This is a genomic window from Streptomyces sp. NPDC048353 (genome assembly GCF_055587165.1).
Genome location: NZ_JBVJGU010000012.1, coordinates 45,514 through 72,185 on the forward strand (window position 1 = coordinate 45,514; position 26,672 = coordinate 72,185).

At 73.6% G+C, this 26,672-nt stretch carries 28 protein-coding genes; 16 read left to right on the forward strand and 12 right to left on the reverse strand.

Annotated features, from left to right (window positions below; translation table 11 throughout):
- Positions 1 to 128 precede the first annotated feature (128 nt).
- Both ACZ6RC_RS31485 and ACZ6RC_RS31490 read right to left on the reverse strand, forming a co-directional pair.
- Positions 129 to 350, reverse strand: coding sequence for a hypothetical protein (locus ACZ6RC_RS31485; protein ID WP_391140531.1), 222 nt, complete (start codon positions 348 to 350; stop codon positions 129 to 131).
- A gap of 11 nt (positions 351 to 361) precedes the next feature.
- Positions 362 to 1,624: an inorganic phosphate transporter gene (locus tag ACZ6RC_RS31490; RefSeq protein WP_469589709.1), complete on the reverse strand. Its 1,263-nt coding sequence runs from the start codon at positions 1,622 to 1,624 to the stop codon at positions 362 to 364.
- Between the two features lie 404 nt (positions 1,625 to 2,028).
- On the opposite strand from ACZ6RC_RS31490, the gene ACZ6RC_RS31495 reads away from it, so the two are divergent.
- Both ACZ6RC_RS31495 and ACZ6RC_RS31500 read left to right on the forward strand, forming a co-directional pair.
- On the forward strand, positions 2,029 to 3,156 hold the full coding sequence (locus ACZ6RC_RS31495; RefSeq protein WP_391140529.1) for an alpha/beta hydrolase: 1,128 nt from the start codon (positions 2,029 to 2,031) through the stop codon (positions 3,154 to 3,156).
- A gap of 179 nt (positions 3,157 to 3,335) precedes the next feature.
- Positions 3,336 to 4,781: a hypothetical protein gene (locus ACZ6RC_RS31500; RefSeq protein WP_469589713.1), complete on the forward strand. Its 1,446-nt coding sequence runs from the start codon at positions 3,336 to 3,338 to the stop codon at positions 4,779 to 4,781.
- Positions 4,782 to 4,836: 55 nt separating this feature from the next.
- Here ACZ6RC_RS31500 and ACZ6RC_RS31505 read toward each other — a convergent pair whose 3' ends face one another.
- Together ACZ6RC_RS31505 and ypfJ are read right to left on the reverse strand one after the other, a co-directional pair.
- Positions 4,837 to 5,244 (reverse strand): VOC family protein, encoded by a 408-nt coding sequence (locus tag ACZ6RC_RS31505; protein ID WP_391140527.1) that lies wholly within the window; start codon positions 5,242 to 5,244, stop codon positions 4,837 to 4,839.
- Between the two features lie 70 nt (positions 5,245 to 5,314).
- A complete protein-coding gene (gene ypfJ / locus ACZ6RC_RS31510) occupies positions 5,315 to 6,205 on the reverse strand; it encodes a KPN_02809 family neutral zinc metallopeptidase (protein WP_469589718.1) in 891 nt (296 codons plus the stop codon).
- A gap of 289 nt (positions 6,206 to 6,494) precedes the next feature.
- On the opposite strand from ypfJ, the gene ACZ6RC_RS31515 reads away from it, so the two are divergent.
- The 3 genes from ACZ6RC_RS31515 (at position 6,495) to ACZ6RC_RS31525 (ending at position 9,557) form a co-directional block, all read left to right on the forward strand.
- Positions 6,495 to 8,093 (forward strand): ABC-F family ATP-binding cassette domain-containing protein, encoded by a 1,599-nt coding sequence (locus tag ACZ6RC_RS31515; protein WP_391140525.1) that lies wholly within the window; start codon positions 6,495 to 6,497, stop codon positions 8,091 to 8,093.
- Between the two features lie 322 nt (positions 8,094 to 8,415).
- Complete coding sequence (locus tag ACZ6RC_RS31520; RefSeq protein WP_043439149.1) at positions 8,416 to 8,637, forward strand: helix-turn-helix domain-containing protein; 222 nt, start codon at positions 8,416 to 8,418, stop codon at positions 8,635 to 8,637.
- A gap of 122 nt (positions 8,638 to 8,759) precedes the next feature.
- The gene (locus ACZ6RC_RS31525; RefSeq protein ID WP_469589723.1) at positions 8,760 to 9,557 is read left to right on the forward strand and encodes an enoyl-CoA hydratase/isomerase family protein; all 798 of its coding nucleotides are present in this window, start codon (positions 8,760 to 8,762) and stop codon (positions 9,555 to 9,557) included.
- An 88-nt stretch (positions 9,558 to 9,645) separates the two neighbouring features.
- Here ACZ6RC_RS31525 and ACZ6RC_RS31530 read toward each other — a convergent pair whose 3' ends face one another.
- Positions 9,646 to 10,323 (reverse strand): hypothetical protein, encoded by a 678-nt coding sequence (locus ACZ6RC_RS31530; RefSeq protein WP_469589726.1) that lies wholly within the window; start codon positions 10,321 to 10,323, stop codon positions 9,646 to 9,648.
- Positions 10,324 to 10,415: 92 nt separating this feature from the next.
- Here ACZ6RC_RS31530 and ACZ6RC_RS31535 point away from each other — a divergent pair, with 92 nt between their 5' ends.
- From ACZ6RC_RS31535 to amaP, 5 genes are read left to right on the forward strand one after another with little or no spacing between them, the layout of a single operon-like run.
- Positions 10,416 to 10,865: an Asp23/Gls24 family envelope stress response protein gene (locus ACZ6RC_RS31535; protein WP_391140522.1), complete on the forward strand. Its 450-nt coding sequence runs from the start codon at positions 10,416 to 10,418 to the stop codon at positions 10,863 to 10,865.
- Between the two features lie 36 nt (positions 10,866 to 10,901).
- A complete protein-coding gene (locus ACZ6RC_RS31540) occupies positions 10,902 to 11,090 on the forward strand; it encodes a hypothetical protein (protein ID WP_391140521.1) in 189 nt (62 codons plus the stop codon).
- 12 nt (positions 11,091 to 11,102) lie between these two features.
- Complete coding sequence (locus tag ACZ6RC_RS31545; protein WP_391140520.1) at positions 11,103 to 11,450, forward strand: Asp23/Gls24 family envelope stress response protein; 348 nt, start codon at positions 11,103 to 11,105, stop codon at positions 11,448 to 11,450.
- A complete protein-coding gene (locus ACZ6RC_RS31550; protein WP_469589730.1) occupies positions 11,447 to 12,079 on the forward strand; it encodes a DUF6286 domain-containing protein in 633 nt (210 codons plus the stop codon). Before ACZ6RC_RS31545 ends, ACZ6RC_RS31550 begins: the two co-directional genes overlap by 4 nt.
- A gap of 4 nt (positions 12,080 to 12,083) precedes the next feature.
- Positions 12,084 to 12,671, forward strand: coding sequence for an alkaline shock response membrane anchor protein AmaP (gene amaP, locus ACZ6RC_RS31555; protein ID WP_469589733.1), 588 nt, complete (start codon positions 12,084 to 12,086; stop codon positions 12,669 to 12,671).
- Between the two features lie 80 nt (positions 12,672 to 12,751).
- Here the strand turns inward: amaP and ACZ6RC_RS31560 are convergent, their stop codons facing one another.
- The 6 genes from ACZ6RC_RS31560 to ACZ6RC_RS31585 all read right to left on the reverse strand — a co-directional run bounded on the left by ACZ6RC_RS31560 (position 12,752) and on the right by ACZ6RC_RS31585 (position 18,635).
- Complete coding sequence (locus ACZ6RC_RS31560) at positions 12,752 to 13,507, reverse strand: SDR family oxidoreductase (RefSeq protein WP_453614982.1); 756 nt, start codon at positions 13,505 to 13,507, stop codon at positions 12,752 to 12,754.
- Positions 13,508 to 13,511: 4 nt separating this feature from the next.
- Positions 13,512 to 15,434, reverse strand: coding sequence for a glycoside hydrolase family 15 protein (locus ACZ6RC_RS31565; protein WP_391140516.1), 1,923 nt, complete (start codon positions 15,432 to 15,434; stop codon positions 13,512 to 13,514).
- Positions 15,435 to 15,486: 52 nt separating this feature from the next.
- Positions 15,487 to 16,287 (reverse strand): SURF1 family cytochrome oxidase biogenesis protein, encoded by an 801-nt coding sequence (locus ACZ6RC_RS31570; RefSeq protein ID WP_391140515.1) that lies wholly within the window; start codon positions 16,285 to 16,287, stop codon positions 15,487 to 15,489.
- A 179-nt stretch (positions 16,288 to 16,466) separates the two neighbouring features.
- The gene (locus ACZ6RC_RS31575; RefSeq protein WP_391140514.1) at positions 16,467 to 16,700 is read right to left on the reverse strand and encodes a hypothetical protein; all 234 of its coding nucleotides are present in this window, start codon (positions 16,698 to 16,700) and stop codon (positions 16,467 to 16,469) included.
- Positions 16,701 to 16,754: 54 nt separating this feature from the next.
- Entirely contained in the window at positions 16,755 to 17,729 is a 975-nt protein-coding gene (locus ACZ6RC_RS31580; RefSeq protein ID WP_453614974.1) for a DEDDh family exonuclease, read from the reverse strand.
- 249 nt (positions 17,730 to 17,978) lie between these two features.
- Positions 17,979 to 18,635 (reverse strand): TetR/AcrR family transcriptional regulator, encoded by a 657-nt coding sequence (locus ACZ6RC_RS31585; RefSeq protein WP_469589739.1) that lies wholly within the window; start codon positions 18,633 to 18,635, stop codon positions 17,979 to 17,981.
- 94 nt (positions 18,636 to 18,729) lie between these two features.
- Here ACZ6RC_RS31585 and ACZ6RC_RS31590 point away from each other — a divergent pair, with 94 nt between their 5' ends.
- The 6 genes from ACZ6RC_RS31590 to ACZ6RC_RS31615 all read left to right on the forward strand — a co-directional run bounded on the left by ACZ6RC_RS31590 (position 18,730) and on the right by ACZ6RC_RS31615 (position 25,176).
- Entirely contained in the window at positions 18,730 to 19,533 is an 804-nt protein-coding gene (locus tag ACZ6RC_RS31590) for an acetoacetate decarboxylase family protein (protein ID WP_453614970.1), read from the forward strand.
- Complete coding sequence (locus ACZ6RC_RS31595; protein WP_391140510.1) at positions 19,533 to 20,417, forward strand: SDR family NAD(P)-dependent oxidoreductase; 885 nt, start codon at positions 19,533 to 19,535, stop codon at positions 20,415 to 20,417. Before ACZ6RC_RS31590 ends, ACZ6RC_RS31595 begins: the two co-directional genes overlap by 1 nt.
- A 10-nt stretch (positions 20,418 to 20,427) precedes the next feature.
- Positions 20,428 to 21,708 (forward strand): amidohydrolase family protein, encoded by a 1,281-nt coding sequence (locus tag ACZ6RC_RS31600; protein ID WP_469589743.1) that lies wholly within the window; start codon positions 20,428 to 20,430, stop codon positions 21,706 to 21,708.
- Positions 21,708 to 22,931 carry an amidohydrolase family protein gene (locus tag ACZ6RC_RS31605; protein WP_469589745.1) on the forward strand — a complete coding sequence of 408 codons (1,224 nt, stop codon included), beginning with the start codon at positions 21,708 to 21,710 and terminating at the stop codon, positions 22,929 to 22,931. The genes ACZ6RC_RS31600 and ACZ6RC_RS31605 overlap by 1 nt, the downstream gene beginning before the upstream one ends.
- 145 nt (positions 22,932 to 23,076) lie before the next feature.
- Positions 23,077 to 23,991: a sterol desaturase family protein gene (locus ACZ6RC_RS31610; protein ID WP_391140507.1), complete on the forward strand. Its 915-nt coding sequence runs from the start codon at positions 23,077 to 23,079 to the stop codon at positions 23,989 to 23,991.
- Positions 23,992 to 24,132: 141 nt separating this feature from the next.
- The gene (locus tag ACZ6RC_RS31615) at positions 24,133 to 25,176 is read left to right on the forward strand and encodes a zinc-dependent alcohol dehydrogenase family protein (RefSeq protein ID WP_469589748.1); all 1,044 of its coding nucleotides are present in this window, start codon (positions 24,133 to 24,135) and stop codon (positions 25,174 to 25,176) included.
- On the opposite strand, the gene ACZ6RC_RS31620 is transcribed toward ACZ6RC_RS31615, so the two are convergent.
- Positions 25,166 to 26,611, reverse strand: a complete 1,446-nt coding sequence (locus ACZ6RC_RS31620; RefSeq protein ID WP_469589751.1) for a CoA transferase — start codon at positions 26,609 to 26,611, stop codon at positions 25,166 to 25,168. The two genes, ACZ6RC_RS31615 and ACZ6RC_RS31620, sit on opposite strands and share 11 nt — an antisense overlap.
- Positions 26,612 to 26,672: the final 61 nt, after the last annotated feature.

A 26,672-nucleotide genomic window follows, 5' to 3' on the forward strand; every position in this document is an offset into this window, starting at 1 on the left:
GGGGCGCGACCCCCCCCACCCCCCCCGCGGCCCCTCCGCGGGTGGGGGGGCCCCCCCCCCCCCCCCCCCCGCGGGGGGGGGCCCCCCCGGGGGGGCCCCCCCCCCCCCGGCGGTGGTGTGGTGAGGCGTCAGACGACGATCAGATAGATGCCGTACGTGACGGCCGCCGCGCAGAGTGCGAAGCAGGCGTACGCGCCGGTGCGCGCGAGGGCGGCGGAGCCGCCCTGGGCGGCGGCCTGCTCCTGCTTGGAGAGGCCGATGATGCCGAGGGTGAACAGGCCCACGAGGGCGACGGTCGCCACGAGGCTGACCCCGAAGACGGAGCCGAGAGCTGCCCAGTCGATCTTCATGTCGTTCGTCCTTACACCGCGGCGGAGGCCGCGGGGGCTGCCGGGTCCGTGGGGGCCGGCGAGGGGATGGTGGTCTTGAGGTCCTCGTCCGCGAAGGCGGCGACGGAGCCGGCCGGCGGCGGGGTGACGGCCGCGATGGCGGTGGTCACGACGCCCGCGGGCTCGTCGGTCAGGTCGTCGTCGGTGACGTTGTGGTGGTCGACCGGCTTGCGGCGCGAGAGCGCCCAGATGACGGCGGAGCCGGCGATCAGCAGGAGCGCGACGACGGCGATGCCCCAGGTGCCCTGCTGGGTGAGGAATTCGGCGCCGGCGGCGACCAGGCCCGCCGCCGGAAGGGTCAGACCCCAGGCGACGAACATCCGGGTCGCGGTCGACCAGCGGACGACACCGCCCTTGCGGCCGAGGCCCGCGCCCATCACGGCACCCGAGCAGGACTGGGTGGTGGAGAGGGAGAAGCCGAGGTTCGAGGAGGCCAGGATGACCGTGGCGGCGCTGGTCTGGGCGGCGAAGCCCTGCTGCGGCCGGAGATCGGTGAGGCCCTTGCCCATGGTGCGGATGATGCGCCAGCCGCCGAGGTAGGTGCCGAGCGCGATGGCGACACCGGCGGAGACGACGACCCACATCGGGGGGTTGGAGCCGGGGACGAGGACGCCACCGGTGACCAGCGCCAGGGTGATGACACCCATCGTCTTCTGCGCGTCGTTGGTGCCGTGGGCGAGGGAGACGAGACCGGCGGAGGCGATCTGGCCGGCGCGGTAGCCCTTGGCCGTGTGCTTCTCGTCGGTCTTGGCGCCGATCCGGTACGTCAGGCGGGTCGCCACCATCGCGGCGAGACCGGCGACGAGCGGCGCGGCGATCGCGGGGATGAGGACCTTGGTGACGATGGTCGAGCCGTTCACGGCCGACCAGCCTGCCGACATCACGGCCGCGCCGATGAGTCCGCCGAAGAGGGCGTGGGACGAGCTGGACGGCAGGCCGAGCAGCCAGGTCAGCAGGTTCCACAGGATGGCGCCGACGAGCGCCGCGAAGATCACTTCGGTACGAATGCCCTGTTCGTTGATGATCCCGCCGGAGATCGTCTTGGCGACCTCCACGGACAGGAACGCGCCGATCAGGTTGAGCACGGCGGACATGGCCACCGCCGTCTTGGGTTTGAGGGCACCGGTCGAGATGGTCGTCGCCATCGCGTTGGCGGTGTCGTGGAAACCGTTCGTGAAATCGAACACGAGAGCTGTCACGACCACAATGGCGAGCAGCAGCGTGATGTGTTCCATTTACCCAGGCAATCGTTTGACGTCAGTGGCGCGTCGAACGTAAGCAACCTGAGTGAACGGAAGATGAACTGGGTCGGGCGCTGTGGTGACCCCATCCGGGGTCAAGGGATTCCGCTTACGGTTCGGGCGGAGCGCGGGTCCACGATGCGGTCGCCCCGCAACCCCGGGTAATCCGGGCGCTTACCGGGCACACGCGACTTCCTTCCCTTCCGTCCCCTACGCCCCGTGTCAGTCCGTGGACCGCGGGTGCGCGATGTCAGCCGTACGAGGGACCCGCCGAAGTGATCCATGTCACTCGTCCGTGGTCGCGCGTGCGCCCCGGACGCGGCCGGATCTCGCCGGTCCTCGCCGACCCGCGGACCTCCCGGGTGGCAGCCCGTCGCCCCCGTACCGACACTGAGACCGTGCGCCCGGCTACAGCGACGGCAGCGGCCGTCACCACTCTGATCGGTGTCGGCGCGGCCGCGGTGGCGGTCGGCCGCTACGCGGGCGACGCCGCCCTGAAAGCGGCGTCCGGACGGCCCCTGCCCGGCGATCCACGCCTCACCGTGCACGCCACGGGACCCGGCAGGGTCACCCTCACCCGCAGCCTCGCCTCCCTGCGCCCCGGCACGTACGGCATCGAGGGCACCGACTTCCACGGTTTCGTCGGCCCCGTCCTCGACCGGGTCCCGCACACCCCCGACACCGTCGTCCGCCGGCTCGAACGCGTCGAACTCGGCACCCTGGAACCCGGCGCCCGCGTCCGGCTCACCCCCGAACTGCACGCCGGAACCCCCCGCACCGCCCTCGGCGTCCGCTACGAGGACATCGAGATCCCCGGCGAACTGGGCAGCCTGCCCGGCTGGCTCGTCCCCGGCCCCCGCCCCACCTGGGTGATCGCCGTGCACGGCCTCGGCACCACCCGTCGGCACCCCCTCAACCTCGTCCCCTTCCTCACGCACCGGCAGATCCCCGTCCTGTGCGTCGCCCACCGGGGCGACGAGGGCGCGCCGGCCTCCCCCGACGGCCTCGCCCACCTCGGCCACTCCGCCTGGCGGGACGTCGACGCGGCCATCCGCTACGCCGTCCGCAGGGGCGCCGCCGAGGTCGTGCTGCACGGCTGGGGGACCGGCGCCACCATGGCCCTGCGCGCCGCCGCCGACTCGGGGCTGCGGGACCGGGTCCGCGGCCTCGTCCTCGACTCCCCGGTCCTCGACCCGCAGGCCACGCTGCGCCACCTCGCCGCGGCCCGCCGGATCCCCGGCCCGCTGCTGCCGTTCGCCGTCCACGCCGCCCAGAGCAGGTCCGGGACCCGCGTCGACCGGCTGCCCGAACCCCCGGAACCGGCCTCCCTCCGCGTGCCGACCCTGATCTTCCACGGGCCCGACGACACCCTCGCGCCCTGGGAACCCTCCCTCGAACTGGCCGCCCGGCGCCCCGAACTGGTCTCCCTTCAGACCGTCCGCCAGGCCCCCCACGCCGCCATGTGGAACGCCGACCCGGTCCGCTACGAAGAGGCCCTGCGGCGCTTCCTCACCCCGCTGCTCTGACCCCCGCCGCGCACCGCCGGGCCCCCGCCGAGCACCGGCGCTTTCCGGACACTCCCTGAAGCCCCCAGGGGTCGCTCCGGCACCCCGCATCGCCGCTCCCCGGCACTCCGCACCACCGTGTTTGACGGTGATGGGCCGTCCGATTGGGCTTTCGGGCCGTCAGCGGGAAGACTGCCCCCGTGACGTCTCGAAAGCCTGATGAGCAATTGGCGCGCAACTCCAGACTCCGACTCGTCCGTCCGCGGGCCCTGGCCACCGCCCGACGGGCCGTGACGACGCGGCGCACCCGACCGGCGCCCCGGCCGCCCGAGGGCACTCCGCCCCGCGCGGAACTGGCCCGCCAGGCCCGGATCGTCCTGGCCGACGCCGTACGGATCGCCCGCTGGGCGGCCGTCGACCGCGGCACCGGCACCCCTCCGGCCGGCCTCGAAGCCCCCACCGCGCAGGAACGCGCGGCCGCGGCCCTCCACCTGACGCCCGGGCAGGTGCGCGCCGGGTGGGACCGCGCCCGGCTCGCCGGACTCGTCGAACTCCACGGCGCCACCGCCCGCCCCGGCTGGCGGCTGCACGCCTGGGACCGCGACGACTCCGCCGTGCTGCGCGGCTGGGTCGCCCTCTTCGACGCCTGGTCCCTGGTCCACCCCGCCCCCGAGGACGTGCCTCCCAGCGCCGTCGCCGAGGTCGTCGAGGCCCTGCCCCAGGTGCTCTCCCTCCTCCAGCTCTCGGCCGGACCCGTGCTCGTGCCCGCCCTCCTCGACCTGCTGCGGCAGCGCGTCGAGGAGCTGCGCGAGGAGCGCTGCGAGGTCCCCGCCCAGGGGGGCGCCCCCGCCCCCGTCGGCGGCGCGGCCGACCTCACCGACGCGCCCGGCGGGGCGGCCGACGACGACGCGGAGTGCGGCGCCGACGGCCTCTCCGCCCTGCTCGACTGGGCCCTGGACGGCCTCGCCGCCGTCGGCGCCCTCACCCTCGGCGCGGGCCAGGCGACCCTGACACCCCTCGGCAACTGGGCGGTCTGGGTCAAGCTGGAGCAGATCTGCGTCGCCGCCCAGAGCCCGGCCGGCAACATCGAGCAGTCCGCCGAGGACATGCTGCGCGGCTGTGCCCGCCTCACCCCCGGCCCGGCCCGCGACGAGTACCGCGCCTGGCTCGCCGCCCGCACCCTCTCCAGCGCCGTCACCGAACTGCTGGCCGTGGCCCGCGGCGAGGACGCCCTGCTGCGCGGTCTCGCCTTCGAGGCGCTCCGGGTCGTGGGGGCTCCCGCCGAGGCCGAGGTCCGCGCCGCCGTCCAGGAGGCCTCGCTCCGCCCGTACGCCCTGCTCTGGCTCGCGGAGTACGACGGCGCCGACCCCGACGACGCCCCGGACGTGCTCACCCGCGAGGAGGCGACCTGGCTCTGGGTGGACACCGCCGCCGCCGTCGCCGACCACGGCGAGAGCGCGCTGCTCGTCCGCCACCTCGACTCCGCCGTCCAGGGGACCGTGCCGGCCCTGCTCGACGAGGTCCGGGCCGTCGGCCACCCCCGCACCGTCCAGGTCCTGGTCGCCCTCGCCGCCGCCCACCCCGACCCGGCCCTGGCCAAGGCGGTCCGCCGCGCGGCCTTCCAGGTCCACACGGGCGGCTCCTGACCCGGACGGCTCCGCTCCGTCACCCCGACGTACGACGTCCGACCGGCCGCCGTCCCTAGCCCGCGGCGGCCGCCCCCGGGGTGTACGTCCCGAAGCTCCAGACGTTGCCCTCCGCGTCCCGGGCCATGTAGTCCCGCGAGCCGTAGTCCTGGTCCGTCGGCGGCATCAGGATCTCGACCCCGTGCCGCACGGCCCTCGCATGGTGTTCGTCCACGTCGTCCACGTGGACGAACACCCCGACCGGCCCCGCGTCGGCCATCAGCTTGTCGAACTCGCTCCCGGTTCCCTTGCTGCCGAGCATCACCATGCCGTTGCCGTACGACAGCTCGGCGTGCATGACCTTGCCGTCCTCGCCCTCGTACACCGCGGTGTCGGTGAAGCCGAACGCCTCCGTGAGCAGCTTGATCGCGCCCTTCGCGTCCTGGTACGCCAGGGTCGGACAGATATGGGGTGCCTCAGCCATTCCGATCACTCCTTCTCGATCGTCCGTCGGAATGTGACCTGGATCTCAGTCTCCCAGTCGTCGCCGACAATCAGCGGAAGGTGTCGCACCGCGCCATGTCGCCGGTCCGGTAGCCGGTGGAGAACCACTGCTGCCGCTGCGCCGCCGAGCCGTGGGTCCAGCTCTCCGGGGTCACCCGGCCCTGGAGCCGCTCCTGGATCCGGTCGTCGCCCACTGCGGCCGCCGCGTCGAGCCCGTCCCGGATGTCCTCGTCCGTCAGTCGGGTCAGCACCGGCCGCCCCGTCTTCTCGTCCGGGGTGGTCGTCGCGTGCCGCGCCCAGACCCCGGCGTAGCAGTCCGCCTGCAGCTCGACCCGTACCGCGTGGGAGCCCGCGCCCTGCCCTCCGTCCCGGGTGCCGGCCAGCGTGCCCATCTGGTTCTGCACGTGGTGTCCGTACTCGTGCGCCACCACGTACGCCTGGGCGAACGGGCCGCCGCGGGCCCCGAAGGCGGTCCGCAGCTCGTCGAAGAAGCCCAGGTCCAGATAGACCTGGCGGTCACCGGGGCAGTAGAACGGCCCGACCGCCGAGGTGGCCGTGCCGCAGGCCGTGCCCACCCGGTCGCCGAAGACCACCGTGCGCGCGTCCCCGTACCGGCCGCCCCGGCGCGCGTACTCCGCGCGCCAGAAGTCCTGCACGCTGTTGACCACGCCCACGATCCGGCAGTCGTCGCGGGTGTTCGCGTCGGCGCCGGTCCGGCAGGCGCGCTCCACCTCGGCCGCCGACGACGAGGTCGGCACGGGCGCCGGATCGCCGGAGGACAGCCCCAGCTGCTCGGGACCCACCCCGAAGAACATACCGATGATCAACGCGATGAACGCGACGATGCCGCCGCCGACGGTGGCCCGGCCGCCGGGGATCCGGCTGCCGCGGACGTCCCGTACCTCCGAGGTGTCCAGGTCGGCGTCGTCGTCGAACTGCATGGGGCACCGCCCTCCGCGTCACCGCCGCGGCAGAGGCCGCCGCCCTGTGCCCGAGTATCGAGCACTCCGTACGGGATCGCCCCTTTTGTCGGGCATGGGTGGGAAGGGGGAGGGGGACCGTCGGCTGGCGTGGGCGGGAAGGGGGAGCGGGGCCGTCGGGCGGGCGTGGCCGAAAACCAGTTGCAGGGGCCCGTTAGACTGGCCGTATGGCCATTCTCCTCGTGCATTAGCGGCGTCGAACCGCCTTCGAGAGCCCTTCCGCCGTCCATCCCCGCCCTGGAGTCTGTCCGTGATCACCGCTTCCGGCATCGAGCTGCGCGCCGGCGCCCGCATCCTCCTCGAGTCCGCTTCGTTCCGCATCGCCAAGGGCGACCGCATCGGCCTCGTCGGCCGCAACGGCGCGGGCAAGACCACCCTCACCAAGTGCCTCGCCGGCGAGGGCCAGCCCGCCGGCGGCACCATCAGCCGTTCCGGCGAGGTCGGCTACCTCCCGCAGGACCCGCGCACCGGCGACCTCGACGTCCTGGCCCGCGACCGCGTCCTCTCCGCCCGCGGGCTCGACGTCCTGCTGCGCAAGATGCGGCAGAACGAGGAGCGCATCGCGACGGGTGCCGGCGCCACCCGCGAGAAGGCGATGAAGCAGTACGAACGCCAGGAGACCGAGTTCCTCACCAAGGGCGGGTACGCCGCCGAGGCCGAGGCGTCCACCATCGCCGCCGCCCTCGGCCTGCCCGACCGGGTCCTCGGCCAGCCGCTCCACACCCTCTCCGGTGGCCAGCGCCGCCGGATCGAGCTGGCCCGGATCCTCTTCTCGGACGCCGACACCCTGCTCCTCGACGAGCCCACGAACCACCTCGACGCCGACTCGATCGTCTGGCTGCGCGACTACCTCAAGAGCTACCGCGGCGGCTTCATCGTCATCTCCCACGACGTCGAACTCGTCGAGACCGTCGTGAACAAGGTCTTCTACCTGGACGCCAACCGCTCCGCCATCGACGTCTACAACATGGGCTGGAAGCTCTACCAGCAGCAGCGCGAGGCCGACGAGAAGCGCCGCAGGCGCGAGCGGCAGAACGCCGAGAAGAAGGCCGCGGCCCTCAACTCCCAGGCCGACAAGATGCGCGCCAAGGCCACCAAGACCGTCGCCGCGCAGAACATGGCCAAGCGCGCCGAGCGGCTGCTGTCCGGTCTGGACGCCGTCCGGGTCTCCGACAAGGTCGCCAAGCTCCGCTTCCCGGAGCCCGCGCCCTGCGGCAAGACCCCGCTGACGGCCGAGGGCCTCTCCAAGTCGTACGGCTCCCTCGAGATCTTCACCGATGTGAACCTCGCGATCGACAAGGGCTCGCGCGTCGTCATCCTCGGCCTCAACGGCGCGGGCAAGACCACCCTGCTCCGGCTGCTCGCCGGGGCCGAGCAGCCCGACACCGGCGAGGTCACCCCGGGCCACGGCCTCAAGCTCGGCTACTACGCCCAGGAGCACGAGACGCTCGACCCGGAGCGCACCGTCCTGGAGAACATGCGGTCCTCCGCGCCCGACCTCGACCTCGTCGAGGTGCGCAAGACGCTCGGTTCCTTCCTCTTCTCCGGCGACGACGTCGACAAGCCGGCCGGGGTGCTCTCCGGTGGCGAGAAGACCCGCCTCGCACTCGCGACCCTGGTGGTCTCCTCGGCGAACGTGCTGCTCCTCGACGAGCCGACCAACAACCTCGACCCCGCCAGCCGCGAGGAGATCCTCGGCGCGCTGCGCACCTACAAGGGCGCGGTCGTCCTCGTCACCCACGACGAGGGCGCGGTCGACGCCCTGGAGCCGGAGCGGATCATCCTGCTCCCGGACGGGGTCGAGGACCTGTGGGGCCCCGACTACAAGGACCTCGTGGCACTCGCCTGATCATCTCGGTATGGATCATTCGGCTCATCGGTGATCCTTCATCTGAGTGAGGGCGTCTCATCCTCCGGGCGCGGCCCTGTGCGGAATCCTTCCGTCAGGGTCGCGCCGCGCCCTTTCTCCCGCCGCGCCGCTGACCTGGCCTTTCGCGGCGCAACGCGCTCCCGGGCCGTGATCCCGCCCCTCGGAATGTGTCATTCCGGTCGTGGCGAACCCTTCCCCGTCCGCGAACCTCGTGCCAGAGACCTTGTCGAATGGGTGGCCAGGACGTCCGAGAGGGGTGATCATGAGAAGTCCAGAGCGCACTTCCCATGAGGAGGCACGGGTGGCCGAGACTCTGAAGAAGGGCAGCCGGGTGACCGGCGCCGCGCGCGACAAGCTCGCGGCAGACCTGAAGAAGAAGTACGACTCCGGTGCGAGCATCCGGGCGCTGGCCGAGGAAACGGGCCGCTCCTACGGATTCGTCCACCGGATGCTCAGCGAATCCGGAGTCACGCTGCGTGGACGCGGCGGGGCGACACGGGGCAAGAAGGCGCCCTCGGCCTGACATCGGGGCGCGGCTCGTCCGGTCCACCGTCTTTCGCGGTGGCCACCCGGTCGACCGTGTGGTCGACCGGGTGGTTACTGTGCAGTCACTTAGCTGTGCTGCACCGGAACCGGAGGCGCCCCATGACTTCGCTCGACTCTGTGCTCGTGTTCGACAAGGACGGTGTACGGCTCACCGTCGAGGACGCCGTTGCCACGGTGACCTTGACCAATCCGGCGAAGCGCAACGCCCAGTCTCCCGCTCTGTGGCGGGCGTTGACGGAGGCCGGCCGGTCGTTGCCGGGCAGCGTGCGGCTCGTGGTCCTGCGCGGTGAGGGCGCGTCCTTCTCCGCCGGGCTCGACCGGCAGGCTTTCACGCCCGAGGGCTTCGACGGGGAGCCGTCCTTCCTGGACCTGGCACGCGGGTCGGACGAGGACCTGGACGCGGTCATCGCCGAGTACCAGGAGGCCTTCACCTGGTGGCGCCGCAGCGACATCGTGTCGATCGCGGCCGTCCAGGGGCACGCCATCGGTGCCGGGTTCCAGCTCGCCCTCGCCTGCGACCTGCGGGTCGTCGCCGACGACGTGCAGTTCGCCATGCGCGAGACCAGCCTGGGCCTCGTGCCGGACCTGACCGGCACCCACCCGCTCGTCTCCCTCGTGGGATACGCCCGCGCGCTCGAAATCTGCGCCACCGGCCGTTTCGTCCACGCCGACGAAGCCGAGCGCATCGGCCTCGCCAACATCGCCGTGCCCGCGTCCGAGCTGGACGACGCCGTACGGGACCTCGGCGCCGCCCTCCTCGCCGCGCCGCGCGACGCCGTCGTCGAGACGAAGGCGCTGCTCCAGGGCGTCTCCGGCCGCTCCTACGAAGACCAGCGCACCGCCGAACGCGCCGCCCAGGCCCGCCGCCTGCGCGACCTCGCGGGCCTCGGCGACTAGGGCCTGTTTCGAACGTAGCGTCGCCCCGAGCCACCCGCCGGAGCGGGAGCCCGCCCGGGGCCCCGGGCGGAAGCGTGTCCCCGGCGCCTCAGCGGATCTCCGTGATCAGGACCGTGACCGCGGCCGCCTCCGGGGCGGTCGCGGCCACCCGGGCGCGGACCGCCTTCGCCACGTCCAGGGCGCGGTGGCCGGCTGTCACCGCCACCTCCATCCGCAGGCCGTCCTCGGCGCGGTGGACCGGCGAGCCCAGCACGTCCGTGAGCGCGGCCACGCCGTCGACCGCGAGGGCCGCCAGGGCCTCCGGGGCCGAGGCGGCCGGCGAGGTTCGCCCGGGTGGGGGAGTGGCGGGCGGCGAATTCCGCTCGCCGTCCCCGCCCTCCACCAGGTCCGTCACCCGCAGGTCCACCTCCACCACCACCAGCCCCAACGCCGTCTCCGCCGCAGCGAACAGGGCCTCCCGCAGCGCCTGCGCGAGCCCGGGCAGCGGTGTGCTGTCCCTCGCGGCGAACTCCGCCGTGATCCGCAGGGGCCCCGGCGGCAGCCCGCCCGGCGGTACGGGGAACGGCTCCGTCCCGCCCGGCTCCACGAGCCCCACGCGCAAGGTCCCCGGCAGCACGCCCCGTACCGAGGCCGCCGCCGCCAGCAGCACCCCGCGCGCCGCCTCCTCCGTCAGCCACGCGCCGTCCGTTGCCTCCCCGAGCGGCAGCAGCCTGCCCGGACCCAGGCGCTTGCGTACCGTCGCCGCCCAATTCTCAGCCGTCGTCATAGGGCCAGCCTGCCGTATCCACGGCGCAAGACGGGGCATGCGCACTTAATGTGGGCAAGTAACCCCATAACAGCCCGGAAAGGATGAACGGCATGAGTGACACCGCACACTCCGACGACACGTCCATGACCAAGCGCGGCGGCGGAGCCCCCGCCACCCGGGGCCGGACCACCATCGCCGACGGGGTCGTCGAGAAGATCGCCGGCCTCGCGGCCCGCGATGTCGTCGGCGTCCACGCCATGGGAAGCGGACTGTCCCGCACCTTCGGCGCCGTCCGCGACAAGGTTCCCGGCGGCGGCACCAAGTCCGGTGCCACCCGTGGCGTGAAGGCCGAGGTCGGCGAGGTCCAGACCGCTCTCGACCTGGAGATCGTCGTCGACTACGGCGTCTCCATCTCCGATGTGGCCGGCGAGGTCCGCGAGAACGTGATCGCCGCCGTCGAACGCATGACCGGCCTTCAGGTCGTCGAAGTGAACATCGCCGTCAGCGATGTGAAGTTGCCCGAGGACGAGGAAGAGGAGCCGGAGCAGCGGCTTCAGTAGCCGCGGACGCTCGGCGGAATGGGTCGGTGGTCGGACATGAACATGGCTGTGATCGGGATGGTGGCCGGAATGGCCCTTGGCTTCGCCGGATACTTCGGCGGCTTCGGGGCGTTCGTGCTGGTCGCCGCGTTGGGAGCGATCGGTTTCATCGCCGGTCGCCTCCTCGACGGGGACATGGAAGCCCGTGACTTCTTCCACGGTCGTGAACGCGACCGGCGCGGGTGACCGGGAGTGGCAGTGGATGAGCCGGTGGGGGCGGCCGGGCGCGGCGCGACGACGATCGCCGACCGGGTCGTCGCGAAGATCGCCGCGCAGGCGGCCCGGGAGGCGCTCGGGTCCCTCCCGCGGGGCGGCTCGGCGCCGCACGCCTCCGTCGTCGTGCACCGGGACACGGCGCGCGTCTCCGTCAGCCTCGAACTGGGCTACCCCACCGACCTCGGCCGGCAGTGCGGAGAGGTCCGCCGCCAGGTGACGCGGCGGGTGCGGGAGCTGGCGGGCCTGGACGTCCCCGACGTGGCCGTCCACGTGGAACGGCTGCATTCCCCGCGCACCGTCCGCGACTCCGGGAAGGGGAACCTGCGATGACCACCGACGCCCGCGCGGACGCGGACGACCGGACCCCGGCGGAGGGCGAGGCGCCGCAGGCCGGGCGGGACCGGCCGCCCGCCGCCCGCGCGCCCCGCTTCTGGGCCGTACGGCGGATCCCCGCCGCCGTCCTCGCCGCCGTGATCCTCGGCGGCGCGGGACTGTTGCTCTACGACGTCGCGGCGGTCCGCACGGAGCACTCCGCCATGCGGTGGCGGCGCGTCCTCGCCGACGAGCTGGCGACCCGGCCGCTGGACGACACCTGGGTCCGGGTCGGCGCCGCCGTGGCCGCCGTGATCGGCCTCTGGCTCCTCCTGCTCGCGCTCACCCCCGGCCTGCGGGCCGTGCTGCCGATGCGGCGCGACCACGCGGACGTCCGGGCAGGGCTCGACCGGGACGCCGCCGCGCTGGCGCTGCGCGACCGGGCGATGGAGGTCTCCGGCGTGCAGTCCGTGCGGGTGAAGATGGGGCGGCGGAAGGTGGCGGTGCGGGCGGTCTCGCACTTCCGCGCACTGGACGAGGTACGGAGCGACCTGGAGGGCGTGGTGACCAAGGGCATCGACGGACTCGGACTCGCCCACCCGCCGGCGCCGACGGTACGGGTCGCCCGGCCCCCGAAGAAGGGATGAGTCGATGACGGTCGTACTCCGCCGGGTCAACCGGATCGTGCTCGGGCTGGCCGGGCTGATCCTCCTCGTCCTCGGCGGCGCGGTCCTCGCCGCCGGCTACGGCCTGTCCGTGCCGTCCTGGTGGCCCTGGTCCGGCCCGTCCGACGTCCTGCTCAGCGAGGCCGACCGGCGGCGCTGGGCGGACGAGGGCTGGTGGTGGCCGGTGGTCATCGCCGTCCTGGGGATCGTGGTGCTCCTGGCCCTGTGGTGGCTGATCGCGCAGTTCCGCCGGGCCCGGCTCGCGGAGCTGCTGGTCGACACCGGCGACGGGGAGGGCGCGATGGTGCGGGGCCGGACCCTGGTGGACGTCCTGGAGGCGGACGCCGCCGCGCAGGACGGCGTCGCCCGCGCCCGGATCGCCCTCACCGGCCGCCGCACCGCCCCGCGCGCCCGGATCGCCCTGCTCCTGGAGCCGCACGCCTCCCCGGGCGGGACCCTGACCACGCTGACCGACGACACCCTGGCCCATGCCCGTACCTCGGCGGGGCTGGATTCCCTCCCGGCCGAGGCCCGGCTGCGGGCCGTCAAACACCGGGCCCGCCGGGTCACCTGAGGCTCCTCGACACCGACGGTCCACCGGGGCCCGCGGCCCTCGCGGGCCCCGGGACGCTCCGGCCCCCGTCCGGCTCCGGCTCAGAAGCCGTGCCGGGCGCCGCCGTCCACCGGGACCATCACGCCCGTGACGTACGAGGCGGCCGGCGACAGCAGGAACGCCGCCGTACGGCCGTACTCCTCGGGCGTGCCGTACCGGCGCAGCGGAATCGTCGCCTCGCTCGCCGCCCTCGAGGCGTCCGGATCGCCCGAGAGGGCGTCCAGCGAACGGATCCGGTCCGTGTCGATCCGCCCCGGCAGGACGCCGACGACCCGGATGCCCCGCGGGCCCAGGTCGTTCGCGAGGGACTTGGCGAAGCCGGCGAGACCGGGGCGCAGCCCGTTGGAGATCGTGAGCCCGGGGATCGGCTCGTGGACCGAGCCCGACAGGACGAAGCCGATGACCCCGCCCTCGGTCAGCGTCTCCGCCGCCGTCCGGGCCATCCGCACCGCCCCGAGGAAGACCGTGTCGAACGCCGTCGCCCACTGCTCGTCGGTGTTGTCGGCGGCGAAGCCCGGCGCCGGGCCGCCCACGCTGACCAGGATCCCGTCGAACCGGCCGAACCGGGACCGCGCCTCGGCGATCACCCGTTCCGCCGCCTCCGGGTCGGCGTTGTCGGCGACGACGCCCGCCGCCCCCGGCCCCAGCCGGTCCACCGCCTCGGCGACCGCCTTCTCCTCGCGCCCGGTGATCACCACCTTCGCACCCTCGGCGAGCAGCGCCTCGGCCGAGGCCCGGCCGAGCCCCCGCGTCGCCCCGGTCACCACGTACACACGGTCCTTCAGTCCAAGATCCATGCGGCTATCCTGCCGTGCCCCGCTCGGACGGCGCGACCTCCCCCTCCGAAGGCCGGGCCTCGTCGGAAGGACCGCTCCGGGCCGGCGGGGCCTGCTCCCCGGCAGGGCCGACCCGTGCCCCCGGCGGCGCGACCTCCTCGCCGGGCGGCACGGGCTCCGCCCCGCTCAGCACGAACGCCGTGCCCACCAGACCGACATGGCTGAACGCCTGCGGGAAGTTCCCCAGCTGCCGCCGGGCCACCGGGTCGTACTCCTCCGCCAGCAGCCCCACGTCGTTGCACAGCTCCAGAAGCCGCTCGAACAGCTCCTTCGCCTCCCCCTTCCGCCCGATCAGCCAGAGCGCGTTCGCCAGCCAGAAGGAGCAGGCGAGGAAGGTCCCCTCCCGCCCCGGCAGACCGTCGACGGAGACGCCCTCGGTGTCGTACCGCAGCAGCAGTCCGCCCTGCGTCAGCTCCTTGCGCACCGCGTCCACCGTCCCCACCACCCGGGGGTCGTCCGGCGGGAGGAAGCCGACCTGGGGGATGAGGAGCGTCGCCGCGTCCAGCTCGCGTGAGCCGTAGGACTGGGTGAAGGTGTTGCGCTCGGGGTCGTACCCCTTCTCGCACACCTCCGCGTGGATGGCGTCCCGCATCTCCCGCCACCGCGCGACGTCACCCGGCAGCGTCGGATCGGACTCCAGCGTGCGGACCGCCCGGTCGGCGCCGACCCAGGCCATCACCTTCGAGTGGACGAAGTGGCGCCGGGGACCGCGCACCTCCCACAGCCCCTCGTCCGGCTCCCGCCAGGTCGACTCCAGGAAGCCGAGCAGGCTCAGCTGGAGGTTCCAGGCGTGCCGCTCGGGCGGGATCCCGGCCTCCCGCGACCGGTGGAGCGAGTCCATGACCTCGCCGTAGACGTCGAGCTGGAACTGGTCCACGGCCGCGTTCCCGATCCGGACCGGCGCCGACTCCGCGTGGCCGCGCAGCCAGGGGAGCGTCATCTCGGGCAGCCGCCGCTCCCCGGCGGGGCCGTACATGATCTGCAGATCGGCCGGGTCGCCTGCCACCGCGCGCAGCAGCCAGTCGCGCCACGCCGCCGCCTCGTCGACATAGCCGGCGGAGAGCAGCACTCCGAGCGTCAGGGTGGAGTCGCGCAGCCAGCAGGAGCGGTAGTCCCAGTTCCGTACGCCCCCGATCTCCTCCGGCAGGGAGGTGGTGGGCGCGGCCACGATGCCGCCCGTCGGGGCGTAGGTCAGCGCCTTGAGGGTGATCAGGGAGCGCATCACCGCGTCGCGGTACGGACCCTCGTAGGTGCACTGGGAGGACCACTCCCGCCACTCCGCCAGGGACTCCTCCAGCGCCTGGAACGGATCGATCAGCGGGGGGCGCGCTTCGTGAGAGGGGTGCCAGGTGAGGACGAACGCGACCTTCTCGCCCTCCTTGACCGTGAACGCCGAGCAGGTGGAGAACTGCTGGCCCCAGGTCTTGACCGGCGGTTCGCTGCGCAGCCACACCGAGTCGGGGCCCGCGATCGCCACCCGGTGGCCGTCGGTGCGCCGTATCCACGGCACCACCGAGCCGTAGTCGAAGCGCAGTTTCAGCACCGAGCTCATCTCCACCGTGCCGCTGACGCCCTCCACGATCCGCATGAGGTCGGGCGATGTGTCGCGCTGCGGCATGAAGTCGACGACCTTGACGGTGCCGGTGCGGGTCTGCCAGTACGTCTCCAGGACGAGCGAGTCGCCGGCGTAGCTCCGGCTCGCGCAGTTCCCCGCCCCCTTGGGCGCGATCCGCCAGTGACCGTTGTCCTCGTCGCCGAGGATCGCGGCGAAGCAGGCGGCCGAGTCGAAGCGCGGCAGGCACAGCCAGTCGATCGACCCGTCGCGTCCGACGAGGGCGGCGGTCTGCAGATCACCGATGAGGGCATAGTCGTCGATACGTTGCGTCACGCTCTGGCGTGTTCCCGAAAGAGGCAACGGTCAATCAGATGTCGGGAGTGGGCTACACCGCAGCCACAGCGGGCTCGGGGGCACCACTGCCACCGTCCGTATCGCGGGCGGCCTCGCGGTCGCGCTTCTCCCGGCGAACCAGGATCACCCAGCCGACCGGTACGCCCGACGCGAAGAGCCACCACTGCACGGCGTACGCCATGTGCGCGCCGATCGAGTCGTGGTCGGGCTCCGGGATCAGCTCGGGGGAGTCGCCGGCCGGTTCGGGCGCCGTCTGCTCCAGGTAGCCGCCCAGTACCTCACGGCCCGTCAGCTCGGCCTGCTGGGCGCTGTTGATCAGCATGACCTGACGGTCCGGCAGCCCGCGCAGGTCCTTGATGCCGCTGGCGCCGGTCGTCTCGTCGGCCTTGAGACGGCCGGTGACGGTGACCTCGCCCTGGGGGGCGGGCGGGACCTCGGGGTAGGCCTTCTGGTCGGGGGCGGCGGGGATCCAGCCGCGGTTGACCAGGACGGTCCGCCCGTCCTGGAGGACCAGCGGGGTCAGTACGAGGACGCCGATCTTCTCGTCGGCGGAGGTCCGGCGGCGGACGACGACCTCGTGCGCGGTGTCGAAGGTGCCGGTGGCGGTGACCGCCCGCCAGTAGTCGGCGCGGGGCACGGTGTGACCGGGGGAGGTGAGCGACTCGACGGGTACGGGCTTCGCCTGGAGGTTGTCCGCGATCAGGGCGTTCTGGGCGACCCGGCGCTCGTGCCGGTGGAACTGCCAGAAACCCAGCTCGATCATCACGGGGATGAGGACGAGGGCGATGAGGGTGAGGATCACCCACTGCCGGGACAACAGGAAGCGGTACACGCCGTCGACGGTACAACGTCGCGGACGGCCCCCTCGCGGCGGGTGCCGGAGGGGGCCGGACGGGCGCGGCGGAGACGGGGACGGCGCGGCCCGGGCGGCGGACCCGTGTGATCCGGCCCACGGCAGGCCGCACGCCTGAGCCCCGGGGCCGGTCCGCCGCGCACGTCCGCCGCGTACCTCTAGACGTGGTCGACGATGCCCACCTTTCCCTCCGCGCGGGCGCAGTGCCCGCCGCAGTACCACTTGCCCTGGACCTCGACGCCCTGGCCGATGATCTGGACCCGGCAGTGCTCGCAGATGGGCGCCATGCGGTGAATGGCGCAGGAGAAGCAGTCGAAGACGTGCACGGCGCCCTGCGCGTGCACCTCGAAGGACATGCCGTAATCGTTTCCGCAGACCTCACAACGTGCCATGCGCCACAGGGTGCTGTCCGGGGCCGGTGATGGCCGGGCGGCACGCCCGGCCGTTCACTCGTCTGCCGGGGCCACGTCCCGCAGCAGCTGGGTGAAGGCGGCCTCGTCGACGATCGGGGTGCCGAAGGCCTTGGCCTTGACCGTCTTGGACGTGGCCGCGTCGGGGTCGTTCGTCACCAGCAGACTCGTCAGCCGCGAGACGCTCGACGCCACGTGGAGCCCCGCCTCGACCGCGCGGTCCTCCAGGAGCTCCCGGTCGACGGAGGTGTCGCCCGAGAACGCCACCCGCATGCCCTGTTTGAGCAGTTCGCCCGATACGTACCGCCCGGGGTTCGGGTACGGACACGGCGGACGCTTGCGTGAGGGGCGCCAGCTGTTCACGCGGTACGACGCCTGGTGGCCGATCCGGGGCGCGACCGGCGTCGCCGCCCACTCCGTCAGCGGCCGGCACTCGAGGAGCGGGAGCCGGACGTTGCGCTCGGCCGCCGTGTGCAGGCTCGGTCGGAAAGCCTCGGCCAGCACCCGCGCGTCGTCCAGCGCGTTGTGCGCCCGCTGCTGGACGACGCCGAAGTGCGCGGCGAGCGACTCCAGCTTGTGGTTGGGCAGCGGGAGCGACAGCTCCTTCGACAGGGCGATGGTGCACAGCCGCTGGCGCACGGGCGCGGCGCTCTCGGCGCGGGCGTACTCCCGCGCGATCATCGACCAGTCGAACATGGCGTTGTGCGCGACCAGGACCCGGCCGTCGAGCCGCGCCGCGAACTCGGCGGCGATCTCCGGGAAGAGCGGAGCCCCCGCCAGCACGTCGGTGGTCAGACCGTGGATCCAGACCGGTCCGGGATCGCGCTCCGGGTTGACGAGCGTGTACCAGTGGTCCTCGACATTGCCCTGGGCGTCCAGGCGGTAGACGGCAGCGGACACTATCCGGTCGTCGCGGGCGAGTCCGGTGGTCTCCACGTCGACGACCGCGTACCCCTGTGGGTACGCGGCCGGCCACGTCGGCGCTGTCGTGCGGTCGTCGAGCATGGTCACTGAGAATACGGGCCGCCGCTGACAACGCGGTCCCCGGTGTCCCCTCCCGTGGCCGGAATCCCCCCGCGGGGATGACGCCGACGGGTCACGGGCGGGCGTGCGCCGGGTAGTTCGGGACCGCGCGCCGAGGCCGACCGGCGGGCCGGGGCCCGTGCGGCGCGCCCTCCGCCCGGCGGACCGTGCTCCCCGCGTCGCGTCTCGTGGCCCCGGTGCCGCCTACTCCGTCGTGACTCGTGGCCCCGACCCCGCTCACCGCGTCGCGCCGTCCGCGGGCTCCGGCGGTTCGCCGGCCGTGCCCAGCAGGCCGTCCACCAGCGCCCGTACGGACGTGGTGAAGAGCCGGTCCGTGTCGACCGGGCGGGCCAGGGCGCGGGCGAGGGCGGGATCCGGGCCCGGCTGCTCGGCGTCCCAGAGGGTCTCCTCGCCCGGGGACTGGACCGGGCCCCGCTCCCGGTTGCGCTCCACCAGGACGTAGCCGACGACTTGGAACTGCACCGCCCGGACCACCTCCGCCGCCCGCGCCCCGCGCAGCCCCGCGGCGTGCACCTCGTGTGCCAGGGTGCGCTGGGCCGGCAGGAACATCCGCTCCGTCAGGCCCCGTTCGTGGACCATCGCCACCAGGTGCGGGCGGTCGCGCAGCTCGCGCCGGAGCGCGCGGGCCACCGAGACGATCCGGGCGGCGGGTGTGCCGCCGCGCGGCGTGATGGCGGCGAGGTCGTCGACGGTCCGCTCGACGAGGGCGTCGAGCAGGGACTCGCGGTTGCCCACGTGCCAGTAGATCGACGTCACGGCGGTGTCCAGCTCCGCGGCGAGCCTGCGCATGGTGAGGGCGTCGGGCCCGTGCCGCTTCACCAGGGCGGCGGCGGCCTCCACCACCTCCTCGCGGGTGAGTGCACTGCGAGCCAAAGCTCCCCCTTCCGGTGCGTGCACGGCTCTTTACCCTTCTCGCGCGCCGGTGTAACTGTGTTACAGGCCGACACTCCCTGAAGGGTGGTACGTCATGGCACGAGTACGGTACGGGGCGCGCACCGAGGCCGAGATGGCCGCGGTCCGCGCACAGGGCTCCGCGCTCCCCGACATCTGGTCCACCGGGGTGGTGGCCGTTTGGGAGACCGATCCGGACGTGGTCGCGGCCGTGCTGCCGCCGCCGCTCAAGCCCACCGAGCGGCCGCTGGTGCGGGCCACCGTCTCCCGGGTCGAGCTCCCCGGCTACCCCCTCGGCGCAGGCTCGGTCTCCGTCGCCGCCGCCCACGGCGACCAGGAGGGCTGGTATCCGCTGGTCATGCCGATGACCCACGAGCGGGCCCTGATCGGCGGCCGCGAGGTCTTCGGCGAACCGAAGAAGCTGGGCCGGGTCGTCGTCGAGCGCGACGGGCTCGTCGTGCACGCCTCGCTCGGCCGCCACGGCATCGACTTCGTCGAGGTGCGCGGTGCGGTCTCCGGACCGCTGCCGCTGCCCGGGCCCGCCGAGAGGACCGACTTCTACTTCAAGTTCCTCCCCGCCGTCGACGGATCGGGCTCCGGCTTCGACGCCGACCCCGTCCTCGTCCACTGCGTCCGGTCCGAGAAGGTCCGACGGCTGGAACAGGTCACCGGTGACGTGGTCCTGCGGGAGTCCATGTACGACCCCGTCGCCGATCTCCCCGTGCGCCGGATCGTCGGGATCACCCTCGGCGAGAAGACCACCGCCCAGAAGGGCAGGGTCGCCGAACGCGTCAGCGCCCAGGCCCTCCTCCCCTACATCCACCAGCGCTACGACGACCCGCGGCAGATCCTCGACGGGCCGCCGGAAGGGAGCGTGTGATGGAGCTGCGCGGGGGTCAGGTCGCCGTCGTCACCGGCGCCGCGAGCGGGATCGGACTCGCCATGGCCCGCCGCTTCGCCGCCGAGGGCCTCGCCGTCGTCCTCGGCGATGTGGAGGAGGCCGCGCTCGACCGGGCCGCCGAGGAGCTGCGGGCGGACGGGGCGCGGATCCTCGCCCGTACCGTCGACGTCGCCGACGAGGGTTCGGTCCGGTCCTTCGCGGACGCCGCCTACGACACCTTCGGCGCCGTCCACGTCCTCTGCAACAACGCGGGCGTCGGTTCCGGCGCCGAGGGCCGCATGTGGGAGCACGAGCCCAACGACTGGAAGTGGGCCTTCTCCGTCAACGTCTGGGGCGTCTTCCACGGCATCCAGGCCTTCGTCCCGCGCATGATCGCCGGCGGCGAGCCGGGGCACGTCGTCAACACCTCCTCCGGCGACGGCGGGATCGCCCCGCTGCCCACCGCCTCCGTCTACGCCGTCACCAAGGCGGCCGTCGTCACCATGACGGAGTCGCTGTACGCGCACCTGAAGGCGGAGCACGCGCGCGTGGGGGCCTCCGTCCTCTTCCCCGGCCCGCACATGCTGCGCACCGGCCTGTGGGAGTCGCACCGCAACCGCCCCGAGCGGTACGCCAAGGAGCGCCCGCGCCGCACCCCGTACCGCAGCCTCGACCAGTGGGAGGCGGCCATGAAGGAGGCCGGGCACGAGGTCGCCTTCACCGCCGTCGAGGAGGTCGCCGAGCACGTCGTCGACGGCATCCGCGCCGACCGGTTCTGGATGCTGCCGGCGAGCGAGCACAGCGACCGGCAGATCAGGGCGCGTTCGCGGTCGATGCTCGACCGCTCCGACCCGTCGTACCTGGAGAGCTTCATCCTCGACTGAGGGGTGTCCCGTGAGCCATGACGACCCGTATCTGATCATCTCCTCCGACTGTCACGCCGGACTACCCACCGAGGAGTACCGGCCCTACCTCGACCCCCGCTTCCACCGTGCCTTCGACGACTTCCTCGCCGGGCGCGAGGCCCGCCGCGAGGCCATGACCCGGCTCGGGGTGCGCAACGAGGACTTCGCGAACAAGTGGTTCAGCGACAACGAGGAAGGGCTCCGGGGCGGCTGGGACGCCGCCCGGCGGCTCAAGGAGCTCGACGGCGACGGCGTGGCCGCCGAGGTCGTCTTCCCCGACGCGGACGCCGTCGACAGCCGGACCGCCGCGCCCTTCGGCGTCGGCCTCGGCCTCTCCGGCGACCAGGACCCGGAGCTCGGCATGGCCGGCGCGCAGGCCCACAACCGCTGGCTGGCGGAGTTCGTGGGGCAGAACCCCGCGCGGCACTGCGGGGTGGCGCTGCTGCCGGTCACCGCCGACACCGACAAGGTCGTCGCCGAGATCCACCGGGCCAAGGAGTCCGGGCTCGGCGCGCTGATGATCCCGTCGATGTGGGTGGACAAGGAGCCCTATCACGACCGGCGTTACGACCCCGTGTGGGCGGCCGCGGCCGAGACCGGTATGCCGCTGGTCACGCACTCGGGCGCGGCGCCGCGCGAGGAGTACGGCGACCATCTCGGCATCTACGTCAGCGAGGTGACCTGGTGGCCCGCCAGGCCGCTGTGGTTCCTGCTCTGGTCCGGGGTCTTCGAGCGGCACCCGGGGCTGCGGTTCGGCGTCGCCGAGTCAGGCTGCTGGTGGCTGCCGAACCTGCTGTGGTTCATGGACCGGCTCTATCTGGGCGCCCACGGCGGCAAGAAGCTCTCGCCCTTCGCGGAGCTGCGACGGCCCCCGAGCGAGTACCTCGACCGGCAGGTCTTCGTCTGCGCCACCAACACCAAGCGACGAGAGCTGGCCCAGCGGTACGAGATCGGGGTCGACAACATCCTCTGGGGCTCGGACTTCCCCCACCCGGAGGGGACCTGGCCGGCCACGCGCGCGTGGCTGCGGAACACCTTCCACGACATCCCGGTGAAGGAGACCCGGCGGATGCTGGGTCTCGCGGCGGCGGAGGTCTTCGGATTCGATATCCGAATATTGGATTCGATCGCCCGTCGCATCGGCCCGACCCCGGCCGACCTCGGCCAGCCGGCGGACCAGACGGCGGTGGAGGCCTCCTGGGCCCGCTCACGCGAGGTCGGCCGCCACTGGCTGACGGACCACGACTTCCCCGCCCTGGGGGTGGGCTGATGGACCGCTACACCGTCATCTCGGCCGACTGCCACGCCGGCGCCGACCTCCTCGACTACAGGCCCTACCTGGAGAAGCGGTACCACGACGACTTCGACGCCTGGGCCGCGAGCTATGTGAACCCGTACGAGGACCTGCTCGCCGACACCGCCGACCGCAACTGGAACTCCCGCCGCCGGCTCGCCGAGCTGGAGGCGGACGGCATCGTCGCCGAGGTCGTCTTCCCGAACACCATCCCGCCGTTCTTCCCGTCCGCCTCCCTGATGGCCCCCGCGCCCACCCGCGAGGAGTACGAGCGGCGCTGGGCGGGCCTGCGCGCCCACAACCGCTGGCTGGCCGACTTCTGCGCGGACGCCCCCGGCCGCCGGGCGGGGGTGGCGCAGATCCTGCTCAACGACGTCGACGAGGCGGTACGGGAGATCAGGCGCGCCCGGGAGGCGGGTCTGACGGGCGGCATCCTGCTGCCGGGCACCCCGCCCGGCAGCGGGATCCCGGAGCTCCACTCGGAGTCGTACGACCCGATCTGGGCGGTCTGCGCCGAGCTGGGCGTCCCCGTCAACCACCACGGCGGCTCGGCCTCGCCGCCGCTCGGCGACGAGCCGGCCGCGCGGGCCGTCTTCATGGTCGAGACGACCTGGTTCTCCCACCGGGCGCTGTGGCACCTGGTGTTCGGCGGCGCCTTCCGCCGGCACCCGGATCTCCGGCTGGTCCTCACCGAACAGGGCTCGGGCTGGATCCCCGGTGTGGTGGAGATGCTGGACTACTACCACGCCCGCCTGGTGACCGCCGCCTCCCGCAGCGCCACCGCCGAGTCCAAGTTCGGCAGGGGACTGGCGGAGGCGATGGGCCGGCGCCCCAGCGAGGTCTGGCGCGACAACTGCTTCGTCGGCGCGAGCTTCATGCGCCCGCACGAGGTGCCGCTGCGCGACCGGATCGGCCTCGACAAGATCATGTGGGGCAGCGACTACCCGCACGACGAGGGCACCGCGCCGTACTCCCGCGAAGGCCTCCGCATCGCCTACGCGGGGCTGCCCCGCGAGGAGGTCGCCGCGATGGTCGGCGGCAACGCGGCCCGGGTCTACGGCTTCGACCTGCCGTTCCTGGACTCCCTGGCGGCCGTCCACGGCCCGACCGTCACGGTGATCGCCGAACCACTGAAGGAGATCCCGCCCGGCGCCACCAGCCCGGCGTTCGCCCCGGGCGGGTCGGTCCGCGTCTGGTGAGGGAGGGGGGCCGGGGCGCGGCGCCGGCGGTCGTACGCTGCGCGGTCCCTGTCGGAAGGTGCCAAAGCTTGCTGACAAGTCGTCTCGCATACTTGTCGGTAATCACGTCTAGCCGCGCCCGCCCCGCGCCCCTACCGTCGTCGGCATGCCGAACCTGCCCGATGTCGTGCTGTGGTCGATACCCGCCTTCGTGCTGCTCACCGTCGTGGAGGTGGTCAGCTACCGGCTGCACCCCGACGAGGACGCGGCCGGCTACGAGACCAAGGACGCCGCCACCAGCCTCGGCATGGGCATCGGCAGTCTCGGCTTCGACTTCCTCTGGAAGATCCCGATCGTCGCGATCTACACCGCGGTCTACGAACTGACCCCGCTCCGCGTCCCCGTCCTGTGGTGGACCATCCCGCTGATGCTGCTCGCCCAGGACTTCCTCTACTACTGGCAGCACCGCGGCCACCACGTCATCCGCGTCCTGTGGGCCTGCCACGTCGTGCACCACAGCAGCCGCAAGTTCAACCTCACCACCGCGCTGCGCCAGCCCTGGACCGCCCTGACGTCCTGGCCGTTCTACCTGCCGCTGGTCGCGCTCGGCGTGCACCCGGCCGCCCTCGCCTTCTGCTACTCGGTGAACCTCGTCTACCAGTTCTGGATCCACACCGAGCGCATCGACAGACTGCCCCGGCCCCTCGAATACGTCCTCAACACGCCCTCCCACCACCGCGTGCACCACGCCTCCCAGGGCGGCTACCTCGACCGGAACTTCGGCGGCATCGTGATCCTCTGGGACCGGGTCTTCGGCTCCTGGGCGGGGGAGACCGAGAAGCCCGTCTTCGGCCTCACCAAGAACATCGAGACCTACAACCCCCTGCGGGTCGCCACCCACGAGTACGCCGCCATCGCCCGCGACGTCCGGGCCGCGACCGGCTGGCGCGAGCGCGCCGGGCGGGTCTTCCGCGGACCCGGCTGGCAGCCGGCGCCACGGCCCGCCGCCGCACCGCCCGCCGCCGCCCCGCAGCCCGGGCCCGCGCCGGCCGCCGGGCCCGCGCCGGAGCCGGCCGGATGAGCACGGCTCCGCGCACCCTGCCGGGCGCCGCCGCCGCTGCCAAGGGCCTGCCGACCCGCCCCGTACCTGCCGACCACCCGTGTCCGCGGCCGGGCGTACGGTGAAGGGCGTACCACCGACCGAGAGCAAGGACCGCCCGCCATGCGCGCCACCACCATCCACGCCCCGTTCGACCTGCGCGTGGAGGACGTGCCCGACCCGGTGATCCAGCGGCCCACCGACGTCGTCCTGCGGGTGCTGCGCGCCTGCGTCTGCGGCAGCGACCTGTGGGCCTACCGCGGCGAGTCCGCCCGGCAGCCGGGGCAGCGCATCGGCCACGAGTTCCTCGGCGTCGTCGAGGAAGCCGGCGCCGAGGTCACCGGCTTCCGCCCCGGCGACCTCGCCGTCGCCCCCTTCGTCTGGTCCGACGGCTCCTGCGCGTACTGCGTCGAAGGGCTGCACACCTCCTGCCCGCAGGGCGGCTTCTGGGGCTCCGTCGGCTCCGACGGCGGCCAGGGCGAGGCCGTCCGCGTCCCCTTCGCCGACGGCACCCTCGTCGGGCTCCCCGCCGAGGCCGCCTCCGACGACCGCCTGCTCACCGCCCTGCTCGCCCTCTCCGACGTCCTGGGCACCGGACACCACGCCGCCCTCGGCGCCGACGTGCGGCCCGGCTCCACCGTCGCGGTCGTCGGCGACGGCGCCGTCGGCCTGTGCGGTGTCCTCGCCGCCAAGCGGCTGGGCGCCGAGCGGATCATCGCGCTCGGCCGCCACACCGTCCGGACCGACATCGCCCGCACCTTCGGCGCCACCGATGTCGTCGCCGAGCGGGGCGAGGCCGCCGAGGCCGCCGTGCGCGAACTCACCGGCGGCCAGGGCGCCCACGCGGTCATCGAGGCCGTCGGCACCGAACAGTCCATGCGCACCGCCGTCGCGATCACCCGAGACGGCGGCTCCATCGGCTACGTCGGCGTCCCGCACGGCAGCGGCACCGGACTCGACCTCTCCGTCATGTTCGACCGGAACATCGCCCTGCGCGGCGGCGTCGCGCCGGTCCGCGCCTACATCCCCGAACTGCTCCCGGACGTCCTCGCCGGCACCATCGACCCCTCCCCGGTCTTCGACCTGACCGTCGACCTCGAAGGGGTCCCCGGCGGCTACCGGGCCATGGACGAGCGCACCGCCCTCAAGGTCCTCGTCACGCCGTAACCCCCCGGTCAGGCCAGACCGGGGCATCCGCCCCCGCGGCCCCCGGCGGGCGCAACCAGCCCGCCGGGCCCCCGTCGTACGTCACCGGCGACCGCGCGTGCCGCAGCCGCCCCAGCGGGCCGTCCGTCTCGGTCAGGTACCGCTCGGGGTCGTAGCGGGGGAGCGCGGTCGTCAGCCAGTGCCCGGTCTGCGCCAGCGCCAGGCGGACGAGGCGCGTGCCGCCGCCCTCCCGGTCCTGCTCGGTCAGCGACCGGAGCACCGCTGCCGCGAGGAGATACCCCGAGCCGTGGTCCAGCGCCTGCGCCGGCAGCGCCCCCGGCCGCTCCGCCGAGCCCTCGGTGACCGCGATCCCCGTCGCCGCCTGCACCAGGCTGTCGAAGCCGCGCCGGTCGCCCCAGGGGCCGTAGTCGCCCCATGCCGACAGGCGGGCGATCACCAGACCGGGCCGGTGGAGGCCGAAGCGGTCCAGGGCGCCGGGGCGGTAGCCGGTGACCAGGACGTCGGCGGCGTCCAGGAGTTCGTCGAAGGTACGGCGGCCGGAGCGGCTCGTCAGATCGAGCGCGGCCGTCCGCTTGCCGATGTCGGTGTCGGCGTGCTGGTCGGGCAGTTCGGGGTTGCCCGGCGGGTCGACGCGCAGCACGTCCGCGCCGAGCAGGGCGAGCGTACGGGTGCCCACCGGCCCGGCGATGACCCGCGTCAGGTCCAGGACACGCAACGGCCGTTCCCCCGGCCCGGCGAGCGCCCCGCCGAGGGAGGCCGGCCCGCCCGCCGCGGACCCCGCCTCCCCGCCCGCGAACCGCCTCGGGACCGCGTCGTCGAGCCGTTCGCAGGTCAGCAGCGGCCGCGCCGCCACCTCCCGGCCCTGCGCGTGTCCGGCCCACTCCCCGGGCGTGCGCAGGGCGACCGCGAGGCCCCCGGCCGCGTACACCGCCGTCTCGACCTCCACGGCCGTACGCTCGCCGATCGCCGCCTCCAGGGCCTCCACCGACTCCTCGCGCACCCCCAGCGCCGCGAGCAGCGCCGCCCGGTGGTGCGGATAGTTCGCGTGCGTACGGACCCAGCCGTCGGAGGCCCGCCAGAAGCGGGAGAGCGCGGCGAAGGCGACCGGCGCGCGGCCGTCGATCCGCAGATGACGCTCGCTCACGAAGGCCGTCGCGACGGCCCCGTCGTCCACCCGGACCCGCGCACCCTCCACCCCGGCCCGCGCACCGCCGCCCCCCGGGCCCGTACCCCCGGGGCCCGCACCCCGCCCGCCCAGGCGTTCCACGGCGGCCAGCCCTGCGACGGCGACCGTGGCCCGGGCCAGGTCCATCACGGGCAGCCGGGCCGGCAACAGCCCCGACGGGCCCTCGTACGTCACCCGGTCGAGGAGGGCGGGATCGCCCCCGAGGACGGCCCAGATCCGTTCCGTGGCACCGCGCACCGTCATGTCCATGCGCGCATGATGGCACGCGGTGCCACGCGAAGGGCCGGGACGACGACCGACCGCCCCCGCG